The sequence below is a fragment of the Acidipropionibacterium jensenii DSM 20535 genome (genome assembly GCF_000425285.1).
GTDB classification, from domain to species: domain Bacteria; phylum Actinomycetota; class Actinomycetes; order Propionibacteriales; family Propionibacteriaceae; genus Acidipropionibacterium; species Acidipropionibacterium jensenii.
In genome coordinates, this window is record NZ_AUDD01000034.1 from 1 (window position 1) to 16,901 (window position 16,901).

Sequence of the window (16,901 nt, forward strand, 5' to 3'; positions counted from 1 at the left end):
AGGGACAGGGCCAGATCGCACAGGATCTTGCCCGGGTCATGGACGGTCAACGGTGTGGCCCACCGGGCCAGGGCCCTGCTCAGTTCCCGGTCCAACCCGGAGGCGCGGATCGTCTCGACCAGCAGCACCCCACCGGCCTGACCCGCTGCGGCCACGGGCGCGGCATCGACATGAACACGCGGATACGACCCGGTAGCCTTCACCTTGGGAGTGCTCCTCGACCTTGACGGATTCGGACTCTATACAAGCCCTATCCTGCCAAGTCAGGAGCACTTTCGCCTACCCGGCGACCACACCTCCGGCACTCACCGATGAAACGCCGAGGCTAAGACCCAGCCGGCGAGCAAGGAGGGCGAGGCTGCTCCGACCGCACCTGCGACGTCGGCATCATCCCGTGAGCCGGTCGGCACGACTACCAGCAAACCATCGGCTCCGGCCACGTCCAGCACCGCGACGGAACTGGCGAGAACGGGTGCCCACCAACCGGCCGACATCATGGCCGACGGCCCGATCAAACGGCGCTTGATGGCGAAGGCTCCCGATGAGTTTCCGACCGCGGACTCCGTGACCTACGCCAAGACCTCGACGCTGACACAGATTCCTGGAGGCGCGCTCGCCAGCCTGCCCGCAGACACGGTGCCGTGGTGGACCGGGATCGATTTCCTCACCGGTCTCACCTCCTTGAGCGTCAATGGCACCAAGGTCGCCGGTGGACTCTCCTTCCCGCAGGGCGGAATCGCGCCACTCCTGCCCGCGCTGACCAACCTGAGCATCACCGGACCATTCACCCCGGCCCAGTTCGGGCCCTCCACCAAAGTCACAGCCCTGACGTGGAACTTCACCGGGGCGGCATCCTTCTCCGGCCTCCCCGCAACGTTCCCAAATCTCCACACGCTGACATCGAGCGTCTCTGGCGTGACTGACCTCAAGGGTGTGGCCGGCCTGAACAAGCTTCAGACCCTCGCGATCGACTCCCTGGCGAACTCGAGCTCAAGCCTGTCCACCGACGGGCTCAGCGGAGCACCGGAACTCACATCCCTGTCCATCCAGGGGTCGCTGAACACATCGTTCTCGGCGTTCACGGACCTCCCCCGTCTGGAGAAGGTCGACCTGTCGAGCAACAGACTCGCCTCCATCCCGGACTTCTCCGGAACTCCAGCGTTGAAGTCGGTGAATCTCGCCCACAATTCTATTTCCTCGCCGACCTGGAAAAAAGGATACCCTGGGCTCGATTCCCTTGACCTCACATGGAACGGGGTGACGTCACTCCAAGATGTGCTGATCGCCTCGAAAGTCTCGTCCGTGGACCTGGGGTACAACGATTTCTCCAACTTGGACGGGCTGGATCGTTTCGCCGCGGTCGACACCCTCTCAATAGGCACGAAGTCGGGGATACCTGATCTGTCGGCCGCCGAGAAGTACAAGGGAATCACGGCGAAGGTGTCGGTGGATCCGGGAAGCGTCACGATCCCTGACAGCGTACCGGCGGGTGCCCCGATCTCCTTGGAGAAGTACATCACCCTGCCCACCGGATCGAGGGCCACCTTCTCCGGGGCGAGCGTGATCGCGGGATCGGACCCTAACACCTTCGTGATGCAGTCCGTCGGCGGGTTCCAGGCGCTCTGGACGATACCGAACATCGGGAACATCTCATTCTCGCAGGGGACCCTCAAGGGCACCTCGACCCTGACGGGCCTGACGGTCACCGCAAAGGGCCCGAGTTCCCCGGTGCCCGCGGGCAAGGCTATGACCTTCACCGGTACCGTGGCGGGGCGCGGCGCTGGGGCGGTCACTCGATATCAGTGGTACACCGCGGCCAGCAAGACAAAGAATTTCAGCTACATGACCCCGGTGGCCAACGCCGCCGGCAAGAGCCTCACCGTCGTCAACTCGAAGAAGACGGGCCCACTGCTGTACGCACTCGTCGCGTTCGTGGGCAGTTCCCCTGTCGCATCGAACTGGGTCGATTCAAATGCGATTGTCGATTTTCCCGATGCTCGTCTGGCGAAATGTGTTACCGCCTTCCACGGCGGTCCGTTGACCTATACGAATCTCCGCACGGATGCCCAGTACTCATCTTATGATTGTTCTGGTCGAGGAATCACCAGCATGGAGGGACTGCAGTACGTTCACGGCGTCCCGAATGGAATCTCCGGAGGAGCTGCTGCCAACTTCAACCTCTCTCACAACCAGATCACCGATATCACACCGATCACGGCCGATGTCACCACTGGAGATGCCTTCTCCGGGCTGGATGTCGACCTGTCATACAACAACATCTCGGACGCGTCGCCGCTGTGGGAGGACGGGGTTGCTGGCACCTGGATGCGGAAGGATTGGGACAACCTTCGCAGCCCGGCCGGATTCAATCTGGACCACAATCATGTCTCTGACCTGTCGGGTCTGAGCACCTTGCCCAGCCCGGTGGCCCCGAACAACCCGGTGCCGGTGAGTTTTCTCAATCAGGAGGTCACTCTGCCCGGTGCCGCCGTGGGGGCACCGGTGCAGGTGCCGACGGTGACCGGGCCCAACGGGAAGACGATAGCGGTGACGTCGGCGGAGGGCGCATCCCTGACCGATGGTCATGTCTCCTACGCCACGAGCGGCACGAAGACGCTGTCGTGGGAGAGAGTTCAGGCGCAGTACGCGCGGTTCTCGGGAACCTTCTCAGTAAGCGTCGGTGCAGTGGCTGGGGTCCCAGCGCTCACTGTCTCGCCAGACAAGCCCAAGTCCGGCTCACTGATGACATTCACCGGCAACGGCTACACACCGGGGGAGCAGGTGACCTTCTCCTGGGATGGAAAGACGATGGGCACGGTGACCGCTGACGCAGCGGGGAATGCGGTGTTCACCTGGCGGACGCTGGACCCGTCGGAGCACGGGCGGGTCACGGTAACGGCCAGCGGGCGGACCAGCAAGCTGAGCGCAACCGTGAAGTTCACCCTGGCCGCCGATGACACCGTGAGCATCCCGGACGTGAACCTGCGTGGGTGCTTCACCGACGCGCTCAGCCTCAAGCCCGGGGCGGCCCTGTACCGCAGTGTCACCGGTCGGATGGAAGGCACCCTGGACTGCCGTGGCCGGGGGATCACCAACCTCGCCGGACTCGACGCCTTCAAGAAGGGGCAGATCCTGCTCAACGGAAACGCCCTCACCTCGCTGGCGAGCCTTCCAACGTTGTCCTCCAAGGTGTGGCTGATCGACGTGTCGAACAATGCGATAGCTTCCACCGGAGCCATGAAACCCCAGAGCGGTGGGCTTCAGATCGTGGTGATAGGAAACCGGATCGTCGATTTCCGGGATCTGCAGAGAACCACTCCTTACGTTGAAGGCCTCGCCCAGGAGATCAGTCTTCCGATGGCTCTCGCCGGGCAGCCGGTCGCCATTCCCAAGGTGATGGCGCTGAGCCCGCAGGACGGCACTATCCCCATGGTGGAGTATCGGATGCCAACCGGCGCCACAGCGCACCCAGCGGCTCATGGAGGCAGAACCCTGGTGTTCGCCAAGCCGGGCGTCTACGAGATCGGGTTCACGATCAACTATGCGTACCGGAACTCGGACGGTACCTCGGGTGGCGAGAATCCGCCGTGGGCCTCGGGTGTGTTCACCGTGACAGTCGTCTCACCCCACCAGAAGGTGCTCAACATCAACCCGACCAGCCTCTACGCCGGGCAAATGCTCAATGCCACGGGGGCAGGCTTCAATCCCGGCGAGGTCGTCACTTTCACGCTCGGGAGGAACGGTCCGAGGCTCGATCAGGCCATCACCAATGAATGGGGCAGCGCTCGGAGCACCAATACGGTAGTCCCACTGAGTACGAGGGCAGGTACGTATCGCGTGACTGCCACAGGGTCGGCGAGCGGCGTCACGGCATGGACCACCCTCACGGTGAAGCTCACCCCCGCCCAGAGGCCCACGGATATCCGTCCGGTGGGGATGCCGTCCGGCGCCACTGTCGTGCACTTCGGCAACGGCGGAGGTAACGGTTCCGGTGGCACTGAGGGCGCCACATACAGCGATGGAGGTGGCGGCAATCAAGGTGTCGGTCACGGCAATGACGGAGGTGCAAGCCAAGGGGAGCAGCCTGGGCCCGGCCTCGGCCTGCCCGGGACCGGGGGTGATGGGCCCGAGGCGGGCATTCCCGCCGCAATTGTCCTGCTGCTCGGCCTTGCGGGCATTGCTACCGCGCGGAGGCGGCACTGATGGTCACCGTGCCGGGGGTGGACTGGGCCGCTGCCCTCCCGGCGCGGCGAGTCGGTGATCTGTGGAGAGGTAGAAAATGACAACATCTCGACTGCATCGCGAGGCGACGGGAACAGCGCTGGCTGTGGCGACTGGTCTGGCGCTGTTCAGCCTCCCGGCGGTGCCCGCTCAGGCCATGAGTGTGCACGACGGCTGGTGCGTCAAGGACACAGGACTGGCCGTTGTCGTGGATTTCAGCCACACGAAGGCGAGCCTGTGGCCCAACTCCCGGGGTTACGTCGTCAAGTGCATTGTGAACCCGCGGATCACGAGCGGGGCTCGCGCTGCTGCGTTGAATCTCACCGGGATACCGCACGTCACGCAGAGCGACGGGGAGGTGGTGTCGATCCTCGGTCTCACGAAGAACGAGCAGGTGTGGGGCTGGACGCATGGCACCAACAAGAGCGGGAAGCTCGCTTGGATGGCAACCAATGACGCACAACCGAGCCCGCAGGTCAATGGGTTCGAGTACTGGCTCGCAGCATCCAGCCAATACGGCTTAAACAGCTTCCCAGCGGTCCAACCCCAGTTCGCCAGTGCTGGAGGAAACAACAACGGCGACGGAGGGGGCGACGGGTCCCTGAATCCCGGAGCACCGAAGCAGACTTACAACCCGGGGAGCGGTGCGGGCGGCGGTGGGAAGGGCAATGGCAACAAGACCACCAATGGCGGCGCTGCACGGGGCCCAGGAGGCAACGGTGGATCTGGCAACGGCGGTTCCAATGGTTCGGGCACGGGTGGGCGTTCCGGCACGTCGGGGGGTAGTGGCACCGGGAGCAACAACGGAGGCGGCGCCGGCAATCAGCAGAGTACGACGGCTGCGGCCAAGGCCCAGGCGAGTGCCAAGGCCAAGTCGCCATCGGCCAAGCCGAGCGGTTCGGCGTCGCCGACGCCGGGTGCTTCTGACAACGCATCGGCCGCGGCTTCGCCGGTCTACGCCGCCGAGTCCCCGAAGGGCAGCGCCTCGCAAGCTGGGAGTAGCAGCGATAGCAAGAACTGGATGTGGGCGGGTATCGGCCTGGCCGCAGTGATCGTGGCGGCCGCAGTCACAGCTGGGATCCAAGGCCTCACCACTGGCAAGAAGAAAGACGGCCCGACACCGCCGTCCGCGAAGCGCTGACCGTCTCGTGAACCTCACTAGAGAACGCCGGCATCCCGGCAGGTCACTGCTGCGACGAGTACTCCGGCGCGCGGCCCTGCCAGGGGCCGTGCTCTGCGCCTTGGTCGTCACCCCGGCCTGGGCCGCCCCCAGCGTCCAGACCCAGCATCTGTGCACTCAGTCGGCCGCGCCCTGCTCCATCCAGATGCGCCCCCAGCAGCGCGAGGGTGCCGCGGCTTCGGTGATGGTCACCGGCCGGGCCCGCACCACCGTGTCTGTCACCATCTATCGGCTGACCGCCGCCTCTGGAAAGGCCACCGGAATCATGCCGCTCCAACGGTCGGTCGACGTCCGCACCAACGACCAGGGATACGGTTCGGTCTCCGTCGCCTTCCAGGCGAACAACCCCAGGCAGGACGCCGGGTGGATCCTGGCCGCCCCCAGCGACATCGCGGGAAACGCGAGCACCTGGGATCCCTCCCAGGTTGTGGGCTCCATCGCCAGCTACGCCTCTCGGCGTCCCACCATTCTCGGGGACGGCTACGGACCGCAGAAGCCTGTCGGCCAGCCCCTCGATCTCCAGTTCACCAACGCCATCCTCGGCACCCGCTTCGCGGTGGAGTACTTGGCCGACGACGGCGCCTGGCACGGCGTGAGCACCGGCACCTTCAATCCGGTGCAAAGCTCCGACGGGATTAGCCACGTCTCCTACACGGTTCCCCAGGGACTCCAATCGCGGCCCTACCAGTTCCGGCTGTTCAACATCACCGACCCCAGCGCCGTCGCCCAGCAATGGGCCGTCACTCCGGCCGTCAACGCGCCCACCCAGCCGCGCGTCCCGATGCTCGCCATTCCCAAGCTCGGTGCATCAGTCGGCGGCCACCAGGTCGCGGGCCGCCACTCGAGCACTCCGGTCATCGCCTCGGCCGGGGCTCTGGCTGGGATCTCGGCGGCCGGTGTCATCGCCTGGCCCGCGCTGGCCCTGAGACGCCGGCGCAATCAGTACTGGAGGTGGACGCCATGAGGCACCTTCATCCGCTGGCCTGGCTGCTGCTGGGAGGTAGCTTGGCCGTCACTGTTGCGGTGGCGGGCAATCCCATCGTGACAGTCACCGTGCTCGCCTGCGCCGTCGTCATCTCTGGAGCCCGGCGCAGCCCCCGCAGCTCCGCCTTCGGCGCGGCGGTCAAGATTGGCCTGCTGCTCGGCGCGATCGTGCTGGTCATCGGCCTGTTCACCGGCCCGGCCAGCGGAAACACCACAGTGCTGTTCACGGTTCCGCGATTCAGCATGGGCGCCGGGGCAGACTTCGGCGGCATCTACACCACATATCGGCTTGCCGCCACTGGCACCACCGCAATCGAGGTCCTGGCCTACAGCTGCCTGGTCGGCCTGATGTGGCAGGCTTGCCCCGCTGGGCAGTGGTGCGATCTGGCCGAGACCTTCCTCGGCCGCGCGGCCCTGCTGCTCGCCCCGCTGCTGAGCCTCGGGGAGGCCATCGCACGCGTCCACGACACCGGGCACCCCCGTTGGGGGCTGGCTCCGGCCATCGTCGACCAGGACCTCCAGATCGCCTCCTCGTGGCGGCGCTACTCGCCGCACCCGCGCCCCTCGGCGCTGTCCGCCCTGGTCGCGGGCCTCACCCTCGTCGTGGTGACCGCTCTGGTGCTGGCCGCCTCCATGCTGGGCGGTATCTCCACCAGCCTGGCTGGCGGACACACGATCCCTGGCCCGGCGCTGGCCGGGGCCATCGCCTGCTGCTGGGCCCTGCTGCGGCCCACCATCGGCGGGGCCGCCCTCATCCCGCGCCCCACCGGGCAGGACGTCGTCGCCGCCGTGATCTCGCTGCTGCCGGTGGCCGCGGTGCTGTGCGCGGGTCTCGGCGGGCCCGACGCCGGCCAGCTGAGGACCCCGGACGGCCAGTGGCCCGGGCTTCCGCAGATCACTGTCATCGCGGTGTGCCTGGCCACCGCCGTCGTGATGGTCCTCGGGGCCTCGGTCGCCCAGCGCGGCCCGGATGATGCCGACACCAAGGAGGCCGCCCATGCTTGAGGTCACCGACCTGGCGGTGTGGTATCCCACCCGCGGCCTCGCCCTCGCCGGACTCAGTTTCAGCGCCTCCGACGGGCAGATCCTGCTGCTCACCGGACGCAATGGTTGTGGCACCAGCACTGCCCTGGCGGCCATCGTCGCCGATCTGCCCGCCGGCTCCCGGCGCCAGGGCGCCGTCGTGTTGGACGGCGTCGACATCTCCGGAGCCCACCCCGACGATCTGGACGGCATCATCGCCACCGTCGGAGACGTCGACCCTGCCCGATCCCTGCGCATTGGAGATCTCCTTCACGTCGAGGGACCTCATCACAGCTCGCTCGAATCGGCAGCGCCCCGACGCCCTGCGCTGCTCTCCCCAGAGCAGATCGCCAACGAGCTGGGCCTGGATGGCCACCTCAACGACCGAGTCGCCGACGCCACCCGGTCGTTGAGGGCGCGCGCCGTGCTGGCAGCCGGCCTCCTCGCTGCACCTCGGCTGCTGCTGGCCGACCAGCCGCTTGCCCCGATGGAGAGCCCCTGGCGAGACGCCGCCTGCAGGTTGCTGCGCGCCCACGCCGACGCCGGGATGACCATCGTGTGGGCCGAGCACCACCTCATCCACGCCCTGGCCGTCGCCGATCACGTGATCGAACTCGTCCGGCCCAGCAACCAGGTGCCTGGTAGCCGTGCGGTCGGCACGTATCCCGATGAGTACCGCCGCGAGAACCATGCCAGGCCCCGCACTGCCAAGCCTTACCCGGGGGAGCACACCGGCCTGGCACATCCTGCCTGGCAATGGCGTCCTCGCACCATCCCCTGGACCCCGCTCCAGCAGGTCGCCACCGCCCTGGGTCTGACTGGACCCGGCGCCGATGACCCGAACCGGCTGCACGACATGCTCGCGCCGGTTCTGGGGCAGGGGCTCCGGCAGCCACCGGCCCACCGCGACACCGGGCAGCTCACCTTGGTCCTCAACGACCGCGAGAAGGTGCTGGTGCGCGACGACCAGATGCTTCGGCTGGCCTGCGCGACCGGCGAGCAAGCGGCTATCGCCTATGACGAGTTCACCGCCGCCAACGCTTTCACCCTGGCCCCCACCCAGCCCAACCGCACCCTGGCTGACATCTGCCGGTTCCAGGACCGCCGCTCCGGGCGGCCGAAGGGTTCCACCTGGGCGCAGATCCACGACGCCTGGCCCCAGCTGCGGGGCAGCGACGTGCTCGCCCGCCACTCGGCCGGGGAGCAAGCCCTGGTCACGGCCCTGCTCGACCTGGAGTCCGGCACTGTCGTCCCGCTACTGGACGCCGGCCAGCCCCTCGATGGCTGGACCCGCGACCGGCTGCTCGAGCACGTCGCCGCCCAACAGCGGGCCGGCCGCACTGTGGTGTGGATCACCACCGACGCCGAGGACCTTCCGGCGGCTGAACGGGTCATCGTCACCGACGATGGGCAGATTGCCGCCGACGGGCGGGCCACCGCCATCGCCGACCGACTGCCCTACCCTCCGCGGCTGGCCGTCGCCTGCGCTCCCCGGCGGATCATGACCGCCGCCGAGGTGATCGCCGGGGCCGAGTACCTCGCCACCAAGGAGGCCTCGTGAGCGTTCGCGTCTTCGGCTTGCGCTGCGGCCCCCGCTCCTGGGCGCTGACCGGCATCACCACAGCTGTGGGTCTGCTGTGGCTGCTCTATCCGCTCATCTGGCCGCTGTACTCGGGCACCCGTTCCCAGTCCAACGTCGAGGCTGTCGCCGTCCTGGGGCTGATCGCGATGCTGGTCGCCGCCGGATGGGTCGGATTGTGGCTCGACTCCTCACGGGAGGTGAGCGGGCTGGGATTGGCCGCCGCCCTGGTGGCCGTCAACGTCGCCATCCGGCCGCTGCTCAACGGCGGTTCAAACGGCGTCGAGGTCAACTACGTGTTGCCCCTGCTGGCCGGGGCCGCCGGCGGCGGCCCGGCAGGATTCCTGGTCGGGGCCACCTCCTGTCTGCTCTCACAGTTCAGCATGGACTTGGTGGCACCCCCACTGCCCGGCCAGATCGTGGTCTGGGGGATCGCCGGACTGCTCGGCGGCCTCGCCCACCGGCTGAGGCTGGGCTGGGGATGGGCCTGGTGCCTGCCGTTGGCGATGGCATTCGGACCGCTGGCCGGTGTCCTGCTCAACCTCATCGGCTGGCCCACCGAGACCCAGGACGCCACATCATCCTTCTTCTTCCCCGGCCTGCCCGGATGGGTCAACGCCACCCGGCTGCTCAGCTACACCTGGCAGACATCCTTCGGTTACGACCTGGCCCGCGGCGTCACCACCGCCGTCGGCGTCCTGATCGTCGGCCTGCCCGTGCTGGCCGGCCTGCGCCACGCGTGGTCGCCCCGGATCAGCCCGGACGCCATCGCTGCCCCGGAGCGCACCGGGCCCACTGAGCACGGCCTGGCCCGCCAGCGGCGCGCCGGCCGCCTCGCCGACAACTGGAACACCACCGACACCTCCCAGGAGTCTCCCTCATGATCGATGAACGTCCACCCATCACCCCCGCCGAGCTTCAGCGGGCGCACGACCTCACCGGGCGAATCGGAGACGCCGTCTCCAGCAAGCTGGTCGGCCAGAAATCGCTGCGCCGGGCCCTGCTGGTCACTCTGCTGGCCGGCGGCCACATCCTGATGGAATCGGTGCCCGGTCTGGCCAAGACCCTCGCCGCTTCCACCCTGGCCTCGGCCGTCGACGGCACTTTCGCCCGCGTTCAGTGCACCCCCGACCTGTTGCCCTCCGACATCATCGGCACCCAGGTCTACAGCCCCCAGACCGGCGCCTTCAGCACCCAGCTGGGCCCCGTCCACGTCAACTTCGTACTGCTCGACGAGATCAACCGGTCCTCCGCCAAGACCCAGTCGGCAATGCTGGAGGCGATGCAGGAGCGCCAGACCTCGATCGGCGGCACAACCTACCGGCTGCCTGACCCGTTCATGGTGATGGCCACTCAGAACCCCATCGAGGAGGAGGGCACCTACGTCCTGCCGCAGGCCCAGATGGACCGGTTCCTGCTCAAGGAGGTGATGACCTACCCGACTCCCACCGAGGAGCTGGAGGTGGTCAACCGAATCGAGTCCGGGGTCCTGGACGATCACCATGCCTCCGGCGCCGTCGGGGGTCGCACCACCCTGGACGATGTCGGCTTCCTGCAGGGTTTGGCCCGCCGGGTGCGGGTGGACGAGTCGATCAAGAAGTACATCATCGACATCGTCAACGTCACCCGCGACCCGGGCACCTATCTAGGCACCGAGCAGGCTCGATACATCGAGTACGGGGCCTCCCCGCGCGCCGTCATCTCTTTCCTTCTGGCCGCGCGGACTGGCGCTCTGCTGGCCGGGCGTGACCACGTCGTCCCCGAGGACGTCAAGGACTTCCGCCACTCGGTGCTGCGCCATCGAATCATCCTCACCTTCGAGGCGGTCGCCGAGCGAGTGCGCGCCGAGGATCTCATCGACGCCGTCTTCGACTCCGTGACCGCGCCGTGAACCGGGTAGCCTGATGGCACTTCTGACGAAGATCAAGGCGAATCTCACCATTGCGACCAGACGCAGAGTCCCGGGTCTGCTGGAGGGCCAGTACGCTTCGACCGTCACCGGGCGGAGCCTCGATTTCTCCGACCTGCGCGAGTACGTCCTCGGGGACGACGTCAAGGATTTCGACTGGAAGGCCACAGCGCGGCACGTCACCCCGCTGGTGAAGCGGTATGTCGCCGATCGTAAGCGCACCGTTCTGCTCACTGTGTGCGCAGGGGCCCAGATGGCCGGGCTGGCCAATGTCGCCGAGACCAAGGCCGAGGTGGTGATCATGGCCGCCGGTTTGATGGGATACCTGGGTGCCCGGCACGGCGACTACGTCGGGCTGCAGGTCACCGGTGCTGGCAAGATCACCGTGCAGCGACCCTCCACCCGCGAGATCGAATTGGAACGGATGCTCCAGATCGTGCAGGCGCGGTGCGCGGCCGGCGAGCCCGCCGGGGATCTCAAGGCTTTGCTTGAGTTCATCGTCGCCACTGTTCGGCGCCGCTCCATCTTGGTTCTGGTGATCGACGACGTCGCCCTCGACGGCCCAGTCGAGGCCCTGCTGCGCAGGCTCGCCGCCCAGCACGAGATCTTCGTCATCGTGGTGCCCGACCTGGACCCCACCGGCGAGGACCCGGAGATCCTGCACGAGGTCATCGACAACGCCGAGATCCCCGCCTTCGTGCGCAATGACCCCGAACTCGCCGCGCAGTTGGCCGATGCCGACGCCGCCCGCCGCGAAGAACGCGCCAGGCTGTTCACCGGACTGGGGATCTCCCACGAGGTGATCGGCTCCACCGACGATGCGATACCGGCGATCTTCCGTCTGCTGGGAAGGACCCGACATGCGATTCGTGGCTGAGACACCGCCCCACATCAATGACGCCGAGGCGACGCCGGCAATCTGGCTCATCTGCGGCATCGCCGCTGTCGTGGTTGGGATCGTTGTGCCGCTGGTGGTGGCCCTGTGGAGGCGTCACCGGTTCCGCGCCGAGAAGGCCGAGGGGGACACCAACGAGATCGAGCCGGTGCGCTCCAGCTATCTGAACGGGCTGGAGGCGGCCGAGAAGGCGTGGAGAGGCGGTGATCTCGGAGATGCCGATGCCTTGGAGCACTGCTCCGGCGCTGTGCGCGAGTTCGTCGGCGTCGTCACCGACACCGATACCGCTGCCCTCACGCTGACCGAGCTGCGCTCCCGGGCGATGCTGCGACCGGAGCTGAAACCGGTTGCCGATCTTGTGGGTCAGGGTTATCAGACCCGCTTCGCCGGGGCTCCGAGTGTGGATGGGGCGGTGGCTGCCGCCTTCGCTCAGGCGCGGAAGGTGATCGCGGAATGGGACTGAAGTACTGGTACCTCGGTCTGGCGGTGACCCTGGCGATGGTCACTGTCGCCGTCATTCGACATGTCCGGGCCGGCCGCGCAAACCTTTCTCCGGCCGGCTTCCCGGTAGCTCACACCGATCGCGTCAAGGTCCTGCCGCGCTACCGACATCTGGTGAGGATGCAGCTGCGTTGGTTGCTGGTAGAGGCGATCAGCCTCGGCCTGGCCTGCCTGGGTGTGGCAATCGTCGTCTCCCGGCCTGCCTGGGTGAACATCGATTCCCGCGAGATGCGCAACCGCGACGTGATGCTCTGCCTCGACGTGTCCGGATCCATGAGCCAGACCGACGCGGCCGTCATCAGCAGTTACCAGGATCTGGTCGGTCGGCTGCACGGGGAACGGATCGGATTCACCGTCTTCGATTCCGCCGCGGCGACCGTCTTCCCGCTCACCGACGACTACGCATTCATCTCCGACCAGCTCACCGAAACGCTCAAGGCCATGCGTACCAACCAGACCACGCCGGTGTTGGAGGCCACCCGTGTCGGCGATCGCGGCGCCTCGCTCATCGGTGACGGACTGGCCTCCTGCCTCCAGGGATTCGACCGGATGGGAGAAGCGCGGTCGCGCACCGTGGTGCTGACCACCGACAACGATCTGTCCGGCACCCCGCTGTTCACCCTCTCCGAGGCTGCCGACCGGGCCGAGCGAGAGCACATTCTGGTCTACGGCGTCACCCCGTCGTGGGCCGATCAGGCGAAGAGGGCCGACTTCAAGGCCGAGGCGACTCGTACCGGCGGACAGGTGCTGACTCTGAACACCGCCGATCCGGGGACCAACCTGGAGATCAGCCACGGCATCGAGAGAAGCCAGCGGCAGGCCCTGCTCACCATGCCGATCGCCCGCTCCTTCGATCAGCCCTGGCCCGGCGCCCTCCTCATGCTGCTCGGTCTGGCCGGCATGATGCTCGCCGCCTGGGGGACCAGATCATGAACGTCTTCCCCAACTGGTACCTGTTCGCCGGCGCCAGCCTGCTGATGGCCGCCGCGGTGGTCAATCTGGTGAGCACCCGCAAGGATGCCCACGTTCCCGCGCGGACCCGCCACAAGCGCTGGCGGCATCTCGGCGTCGCCCTGGCCCTGGTGGTGATCGCCGTACGACCGACGATCGGCAATGTGACGACCACCACCTACACCTCAGGGGCGGACGTCGTCCTGATGATCGACCGCACCGCCTCCATGGGGGCGGTTGACTACGGCGGCGGAAAACCGCGGATGGACGGGGTACGGGCCGATGTCACCACTCTGGTGAGATCCCTGGAGGGGTCGCGGTTCGCCGTCATCGTCTTCGACAACAATGCTCGGGTGGCACTGCCCTTCACCACAGACGGCACCGCCGTCGTCTCCTTGGTCGACTCCCTGGAGTGGCGCACCTCCGAGTATGGCAACGGCTCGGACATCGCTGAGGGGCTCGGTACCGCCCAGAAACTCTTGGCCCGGTCCCAGAGGAGTGATCCGGACCTGAGCCGCTACCTGTACTACTTCGGGGACGGGGAGCAGACCCGCCGAGCCGCTCCGCAGTCCTTCGAGCCGCTGCGGCCCTACCTCACCGGGTCGACGATCTACGGTTACGGGACGGCCGAGGGGGCGCCGATGCTCACCACTCCCGGGTCGAAGCAGTATGTCCGCAAGGACGGGGCGACCGCCATCTCGAAGATGAACGAGCAGAACCTCAACGCGATGGGGCAGCAGCTCCAGGGCGGCTACCAGCACCGCACCCGGCCGGGTGTGTTGGACGCCCACGTCGACCATCCGACCCTGATCCCGGTGGTGCATCGCGATCCGCGCGGATTCGAGACCTACTGGATCTTCGGGCTGGTTGCCGCTGGACTGCTGATCTGGGAGCTGTGGGACGACGTCGCTTATTACCGGCGGGCCCGGAAGGAGTGGAGATGGACAGACTGATACCGGCGGCAGCCACTGCCACCGCGATGGCCGCCGCCGCGCGGCGGGGCCAACGTCTGCGCGCCATCGCGGTGGGGATTCTCACGGCGCTGCTGCTGGCCTTCGGAGCGAAACTCTTGGTCGATGTGGTCTCCAATGCAGCCGGGCGCTCTGCCTTGGGGCGTCAGGACTACGCCGGGGCCCAGTCCTGGTTCGAGAACAACCTTTCACTCAACTGGTTCACCCCGTGGCTAGCCCACTACAACACCGGGGTGGCGCTGTACTACCAGCAGAACTGGAAAGGTGCCGAGACTCAGTTCGAGAAGGCTCTGCCGCTGGCCCCCGACGACAAGAAGTGCACCGTCGCGATGAATCTGTCGTGGACCCTGGAGGCCAAGGGCGATTCCTTGAAGCAGATCGGTGACACGCCGCATGCCGCGCTGGCCTGGGGACAGGCCAAGGACGTCGCCAAGCGCGCCAAGTGCGACAACTCGCAGCAGCCGAGGAAGAAATCGGAGTCGCGTGATCGCGACAAGGGCTCCCAGGCTCAGCAGAAGGCCAGCACGAATAGTCGGTTGCAGTCCAAGATCAAGCAGGCCGGGGCCCAGCAGCAGGCGAACGAACAGCAGGACGAGTCGTCGCAGACTCCCAGTCAGAAACTCGACCAGCTGACAAAGGGGAATCAGGCAGGTCAGCGCCAGGAGCAGCGGAATCGCGACAATGAGGATTCCTCCCCGGCCCGGAACAAGGGTGATCAGTCGTGGTGAGAGTGACCCGGGTAGTGGTTGGGGCGCGGACTGGTGGTGACGTGGCTGGAGCCTGCTCTCGCGCGCTGACCCGCGCGTTGGTGATGGTGCTCGTGGTAGCCGGATTGGCTACCGCAGTGTTGTCGGAGACGACACCGGCTCGGGCCCAGGGGGTCGACTCCCGGACGAATCTGGCGGTGGCCTGGCTGGTGAAGCAGCCCACCGGGACGTTCACCACGGAGCAGCGGGCCGACGTCACCCTGGGACTGGAGGCTGCAGGGGCACCGGCTGACCGGGTCGGCAACTCGGTGCGGCAGTTGGGATTTCTGGCGTCTTCCCGGGGTGTGTCAAAGCTCACCGTGACCGAACTGGCCAAGATCATTCTCGCGATCTCGATCGCGGGGCAGAACCCTGCGTCGGTTGACGGCGTCGACCTCGTCACCGAGCTGTCCGGACGGATCGGTACTCGGCCCGCCCAGCCTGGGCAGTTCCTCACCGATTTCGGCGAGGAGTTTTCGGGGCAGGCCTGGGGAATCCTCGCCCTGGCGCGGGTTGGCAAGCTGCCCGTCGAGACTCTGGACTTCCTGCGCTCCCGGCAGTGCAAGGACGGCTCCTTCGACGCCGATCCGGTCAACGGGTGTCACGGCCAGCCGGCCTATGTGGATCAGGCGTTGGCGCTGACGGCGCTGGTGGCCGGTCAGCAGCGGGTGGCCCAACAGGGGGCCGCGATCGCAAAGGCGGTGGCTTGGGAAGCCAAGGAGCTGAACGGGCCGGTGGGACGTGTGCCGGCCACTGCGGCGGCCTACCTGGTGTGGCCGCTGAGCCTCTGGAATCCGGCGGCGTCCCACAAGGCGCAGTCGATTGTGCTGGGGCAGCAGGTTCTTTCGTCGAGCTACCCAGGTGTCGTCGGGGCGATCGGGGCGGAGACGCCACCTTTGTTGAGCGACCTCTTGGCCAAGAAGCTGGTGCCGGTGTCTGGGCTGACGTCTGTCGGGCTGCTGGGCATGAACCCGGTGGGCCTCACGAAGTACAAGTATGTGACGAGGTCGGGCTGGGCTGGGGTGCCAGGGGTGTCCGCCCAGGTGGTGGCCTCGTCTCCCACAGTGGCCAAGAACGGCGTCGTGACTGTGCTGGCGACTGGATTCGGTTCCGGGGAGAAGCTGAGCGTGACTCTGGCAGGGTACCGGGGGACGCTGGGCTCGGGGACTGTCGGAAAGGATCGACTGGCGAAGATCCCGGTCTCCGTGCGATCGGCGAGCGCGCAGCAATACACGCTGAGAGTCACCGGCGGGACGAAGTCGGCGGAGACCCGGTTGGTGGTGATCGATCCACGTCCCGGTGCCGCGGCTGCGGACAAGACGTCGCGTCAGGGAGGGCAGCGCAGCGACGAGGTGCGCTGGCCGCAGATGTCGGCCGGGGCGACCATGTTGGCCGGTCTGGGGTTGCTGGCGCTATTGGCGGCTGCAGCGCTGGTGTTGAGAAGGAGTGCCCGGAAGGACTAGCGTCCTGAGCCGGATGTCCCTGGTCAGGGTTGGTGGGCTTCTCTCATGCCGAGTCCCAAGACTGGACCCGTGTACCTGACTGAGGATGAACGCGCCGTTCTGGAGGGCTGGACAGGCGTCAGACCCCTTGCCGCCTGGCGAGTCCAACGAGCCAGGTGGACTACCCTGAACGACCTCCATCGCAGAACATTCTCATGGATCGAGGAGTACTCAAACCGCACCCGTCGCCACTCCACACTCGGATACCTCACACCCGAAGAATACGACCAAGGACAATGAACCATTTCCGAACTCGCATAAAGCACTGTCCACAAAAGCGGCTCATCACAATCCACGGTGTAGCTGAGGTCTGAACCCGCCGGTTTCGAGGAGGGATCTGGCGACATAGTGGGTGAGGTTGCGGAAGCCGAGGGCTGATCCGCGGAGGTGCTCGAGGCGGCCATTGATCGCCTCTGTGGGACCGTTGCTGGTGCCGGGC

General features: G+C 66.8%; 14 protein-coding genes and 1 pseudogene. 13 read left to right on the plus strand and 2 right to left on the minus strand.

What is annotated here, in order from left to right:
- Window positions 1-203: pseudogene (locus H590_RS19230) on the minus strand (IS1380 family transposase); the annotation flags it as partial.
- Between the two features lie 292 nt (window positions 204-495).
- On the opposite strand from H590_RS19230, the gene H590_RS0112780 reads away from it, so the two are divergent.
- The 13 genes from H590_RS0112780 (at window position 496) to H590_RS0112835 (ending at window position 16,423) form a co-directional block, all read left to right on the plus strand.
- On the plus strand, window positions 496-4,203 hold the full coding sequence (locus tag H590_RS0112780) for a leucine-rich repeat domain-containing protein (RefSeq protein ID WP_028703834.1): 3,708 nt from the start codon (window positions 496-498) through the stop codon (window positions 4,201-4,203).
- A 76-nt stretch (window positions 4,204-4,279) separates the two neighbouring features.
- Window positions 4,280-5,362 carry a hypothetical protein gene (locus H590_RS18490; protein ID WP_126412720.1) on the plus strand — a complete coding sequence of 361 codons (1,083 nt, stop codon included), beginning with the start codon at window positions 4,280-4,282 and terminating at the stop codon, window positions 5,360-5,362.
- A gap of 88 nt (window positions 5,363-5,450) precedes the next feature.
- Window positions 5,451-6,365 (plus strand): hypothetical protein, encoded by a 915-nt coding sequence (locus H590_RS0112785; RefSeq protein ID WP_028703835.1) that lies wholly within the window; start codon window positions 5,451-5,453, stop codon window positions 6,363-6,365.
- On the plus strand, window positions 6,362-7,390 hold the full coding sequence (locus H590_RS0112790; RefSeq protein WP_126412721.1) for a hypothetical protein: 1,029 nt from the start codon (window positions 6,362-6,364) through the stop codon (window positions 7,388-7,390). The genes H590_RS0112785 and H590_RS0112790 overlap by 4 nt, the downstream gene beginning before the upstream one ends.
- Window positions 7,383-8,969: an ATP-binding cassette domain-containing protein gene (locus tag H590_RS0112795; protein ID WP_028703837.1), complete on the plus strand. Its 1,587-nt coding sequence runs from the start codon at window positions 7,383-7,385 to the stop codon at window positions 8,967-8,969. Before H590_RS0112790 ends, H590_RS0112795 begins: the two co-directional genes overlap by 8 nt.
- Window positions 8,966-9,871: a hypothetical protein gene (locus tag H590_RS16750; protein WP_051238619.1), complete on the plus strand. Its 906-nt coding sequence runs from the start codon at window positions 8,966-8,968 to the stop codon at window positions 9,869-9,871. The genes H590_RS0112795 and H590_RS16750 overlap by 4 nt, the downstream gene beginning before the upstream one ends.
- Window positions 9,868-10,878, plus strand: a complete 1,011-nt coding sequence (locus tag H590_RS0112805; protein ID WP_036982483.1) for an AAA family ATPase — start codon at window positions 9,868-9,870, stop codon at window positions 10,876-10,878. The genes H590_RS16750 and H590_RS0112805 overlap by 4 nt, the downstream gene beginning before the upstream one ends.
- 13 nt (window positions 10,879-10,891) lie before the next feature.
- Window positions 10,892-11,773 (plus strand): DUF58 domain-containing protein, encoded by an 882-nt coding sequence (locus H590_RS0112810; RefSeq protein ID WP_028703839.1) that lies wholly within the window; start codon window positions 10,892-10,894, stop codon window positions 11,771-11,773.
- Window positions 11,766-12,254, plus strand: coding sequence for a hypothetical protein (locus H590_RS0112815; RefSeq protein WP_126412722.1), 489 nt, complete (start codon window positions 11,766-11,768; stop codon window positions 12,252-12,254). Before H590_RS0112810 ends, H590_RS0112815 begins: the two co-directional genes overlap by 8 nt.
- Entirely contained in the window at window positions 12,245-13,225 is a 981-nt protein-coding gene (locus H590_RS16755) for a vWA domain-containing protein (RefSeq protein WP_051238620.1), read from the plus strand. Before H590_RS0112815 ends, H590_RS16755 begins: the two co-directional genes overlap by 10 nt.
- Entirely contained in the window at window positions 13,222-14,196 is a 975-nt protein-coding gene (locus H590_RS17530; protein WP_051238621.1) for a vWA domain-containing protein, read from the plus strand. The genes H590_RS16755 and H590_RS17530 overlap by 4 nt, the downstream gene beginning before the upstream one ends.
- Entirely contained in the window at window positions 14,184-14,942 is a 759-nt protein-coding gene (locus H590_RS0112830) for a tetratricopeptide repeat protein (RefSeq protein ID WP_028703841.1), read from the plus strand. Before H590_RS17530 ends, H590_RS0112830 begins: the two co-directional genes overlap by 13 nt.
- A gap of 104 nt (window positions 14,943-15,046) precedes the next feature.
- Complete coding sequence (locus H590_RS0112835) at window positions 15,047-16,423, plus strand: hypothetical protein (RefSeq protein WP_126412723.1); 1,377 nt, start codon at window positions 15,047-15,049, stop codon at window positions 16,421-16,423.
- A gap of 324 nt (window positions 16,424-16,747) precedes the next feature.
- Here H590_RS0112835 and H590_RS18090 read toward each other — a convergent pair.
- Window positions 16,748-16,901: transposase (locus H590_RS18090; protein WP_161626030.1), on the minus strand; the 154-nt coding region annotated here is incomplete at its 5' end.

What these genes read in the sequence shown, in the direction of transcription:
- H590_RS0112780 (WP_028703834.1), top strand. Translation starts at nt 496, where the DNA reads ATGGCCGACGGCCCGATCAAACGGCGCTTGATGGCGAAGGCTCCCGAT.
- H590_RS18490 (WP_126412720.1), top strand. Translation starts at nt 4,280, where the DNA reads ATGACAACATCTCGACTGCATCGCGAGGCGACGGGAACAGCGCTGGCT.
- H590_RS0112790 (WP_126412721.1), top strand. Translation starts at nt 6,362, where the DNA reads ATGAGGCACCTTCATCCGCTGGCCTGGCTGCTGCTGGGAGGTAGCTTG.
- H590_RS0112795 (WP_028703837.1), top strand. Translation starts at nt 7,383, where the DNA reads ATGCTTGAGGTCACCGACCTGGCGGTGTGGTATCCCACCCGCGGCCTC.
- H590_RS0112805 (WP_036982483.1), top strand. Translation starts at nt 9,868, where the DNA reads ATGATCGATGAACGTCCACCCATCACCCCCGCCGAGCTTCAGCGGGCG.
- H590_RS0112810 (WP_028703839.1), top strand. Translation starts at nt 10,892, where the DNA reads ATGGCACTTCTGACGAAGATCAAGGCGAATCTCACCATTGCGACCAGA.
- H590_RS16755 (WP_051238620.1), top strand. Translation starts at nt 12,245, where the DNA reads ATGGGACTGAAGTACTGGTACCTCGGTCTGGCGGTGACCCTGGCGATG.
- H590_RS17530 (WP_051238621.1), top strand. Translation starts at nt 13,222, where the DNA reads ATGAACGTCTTCCCCAACTGGTACCTGTTCGCCGGCGCCAGCCTGCTG.
- H590_RS0112830 (WP_028703841.1), top strand. Translation starts at nt 14,184, where the DNA reads ATGGACAGACTGATACCGGCGGCAGCCACTGCCACCGCGATGGCCGCC.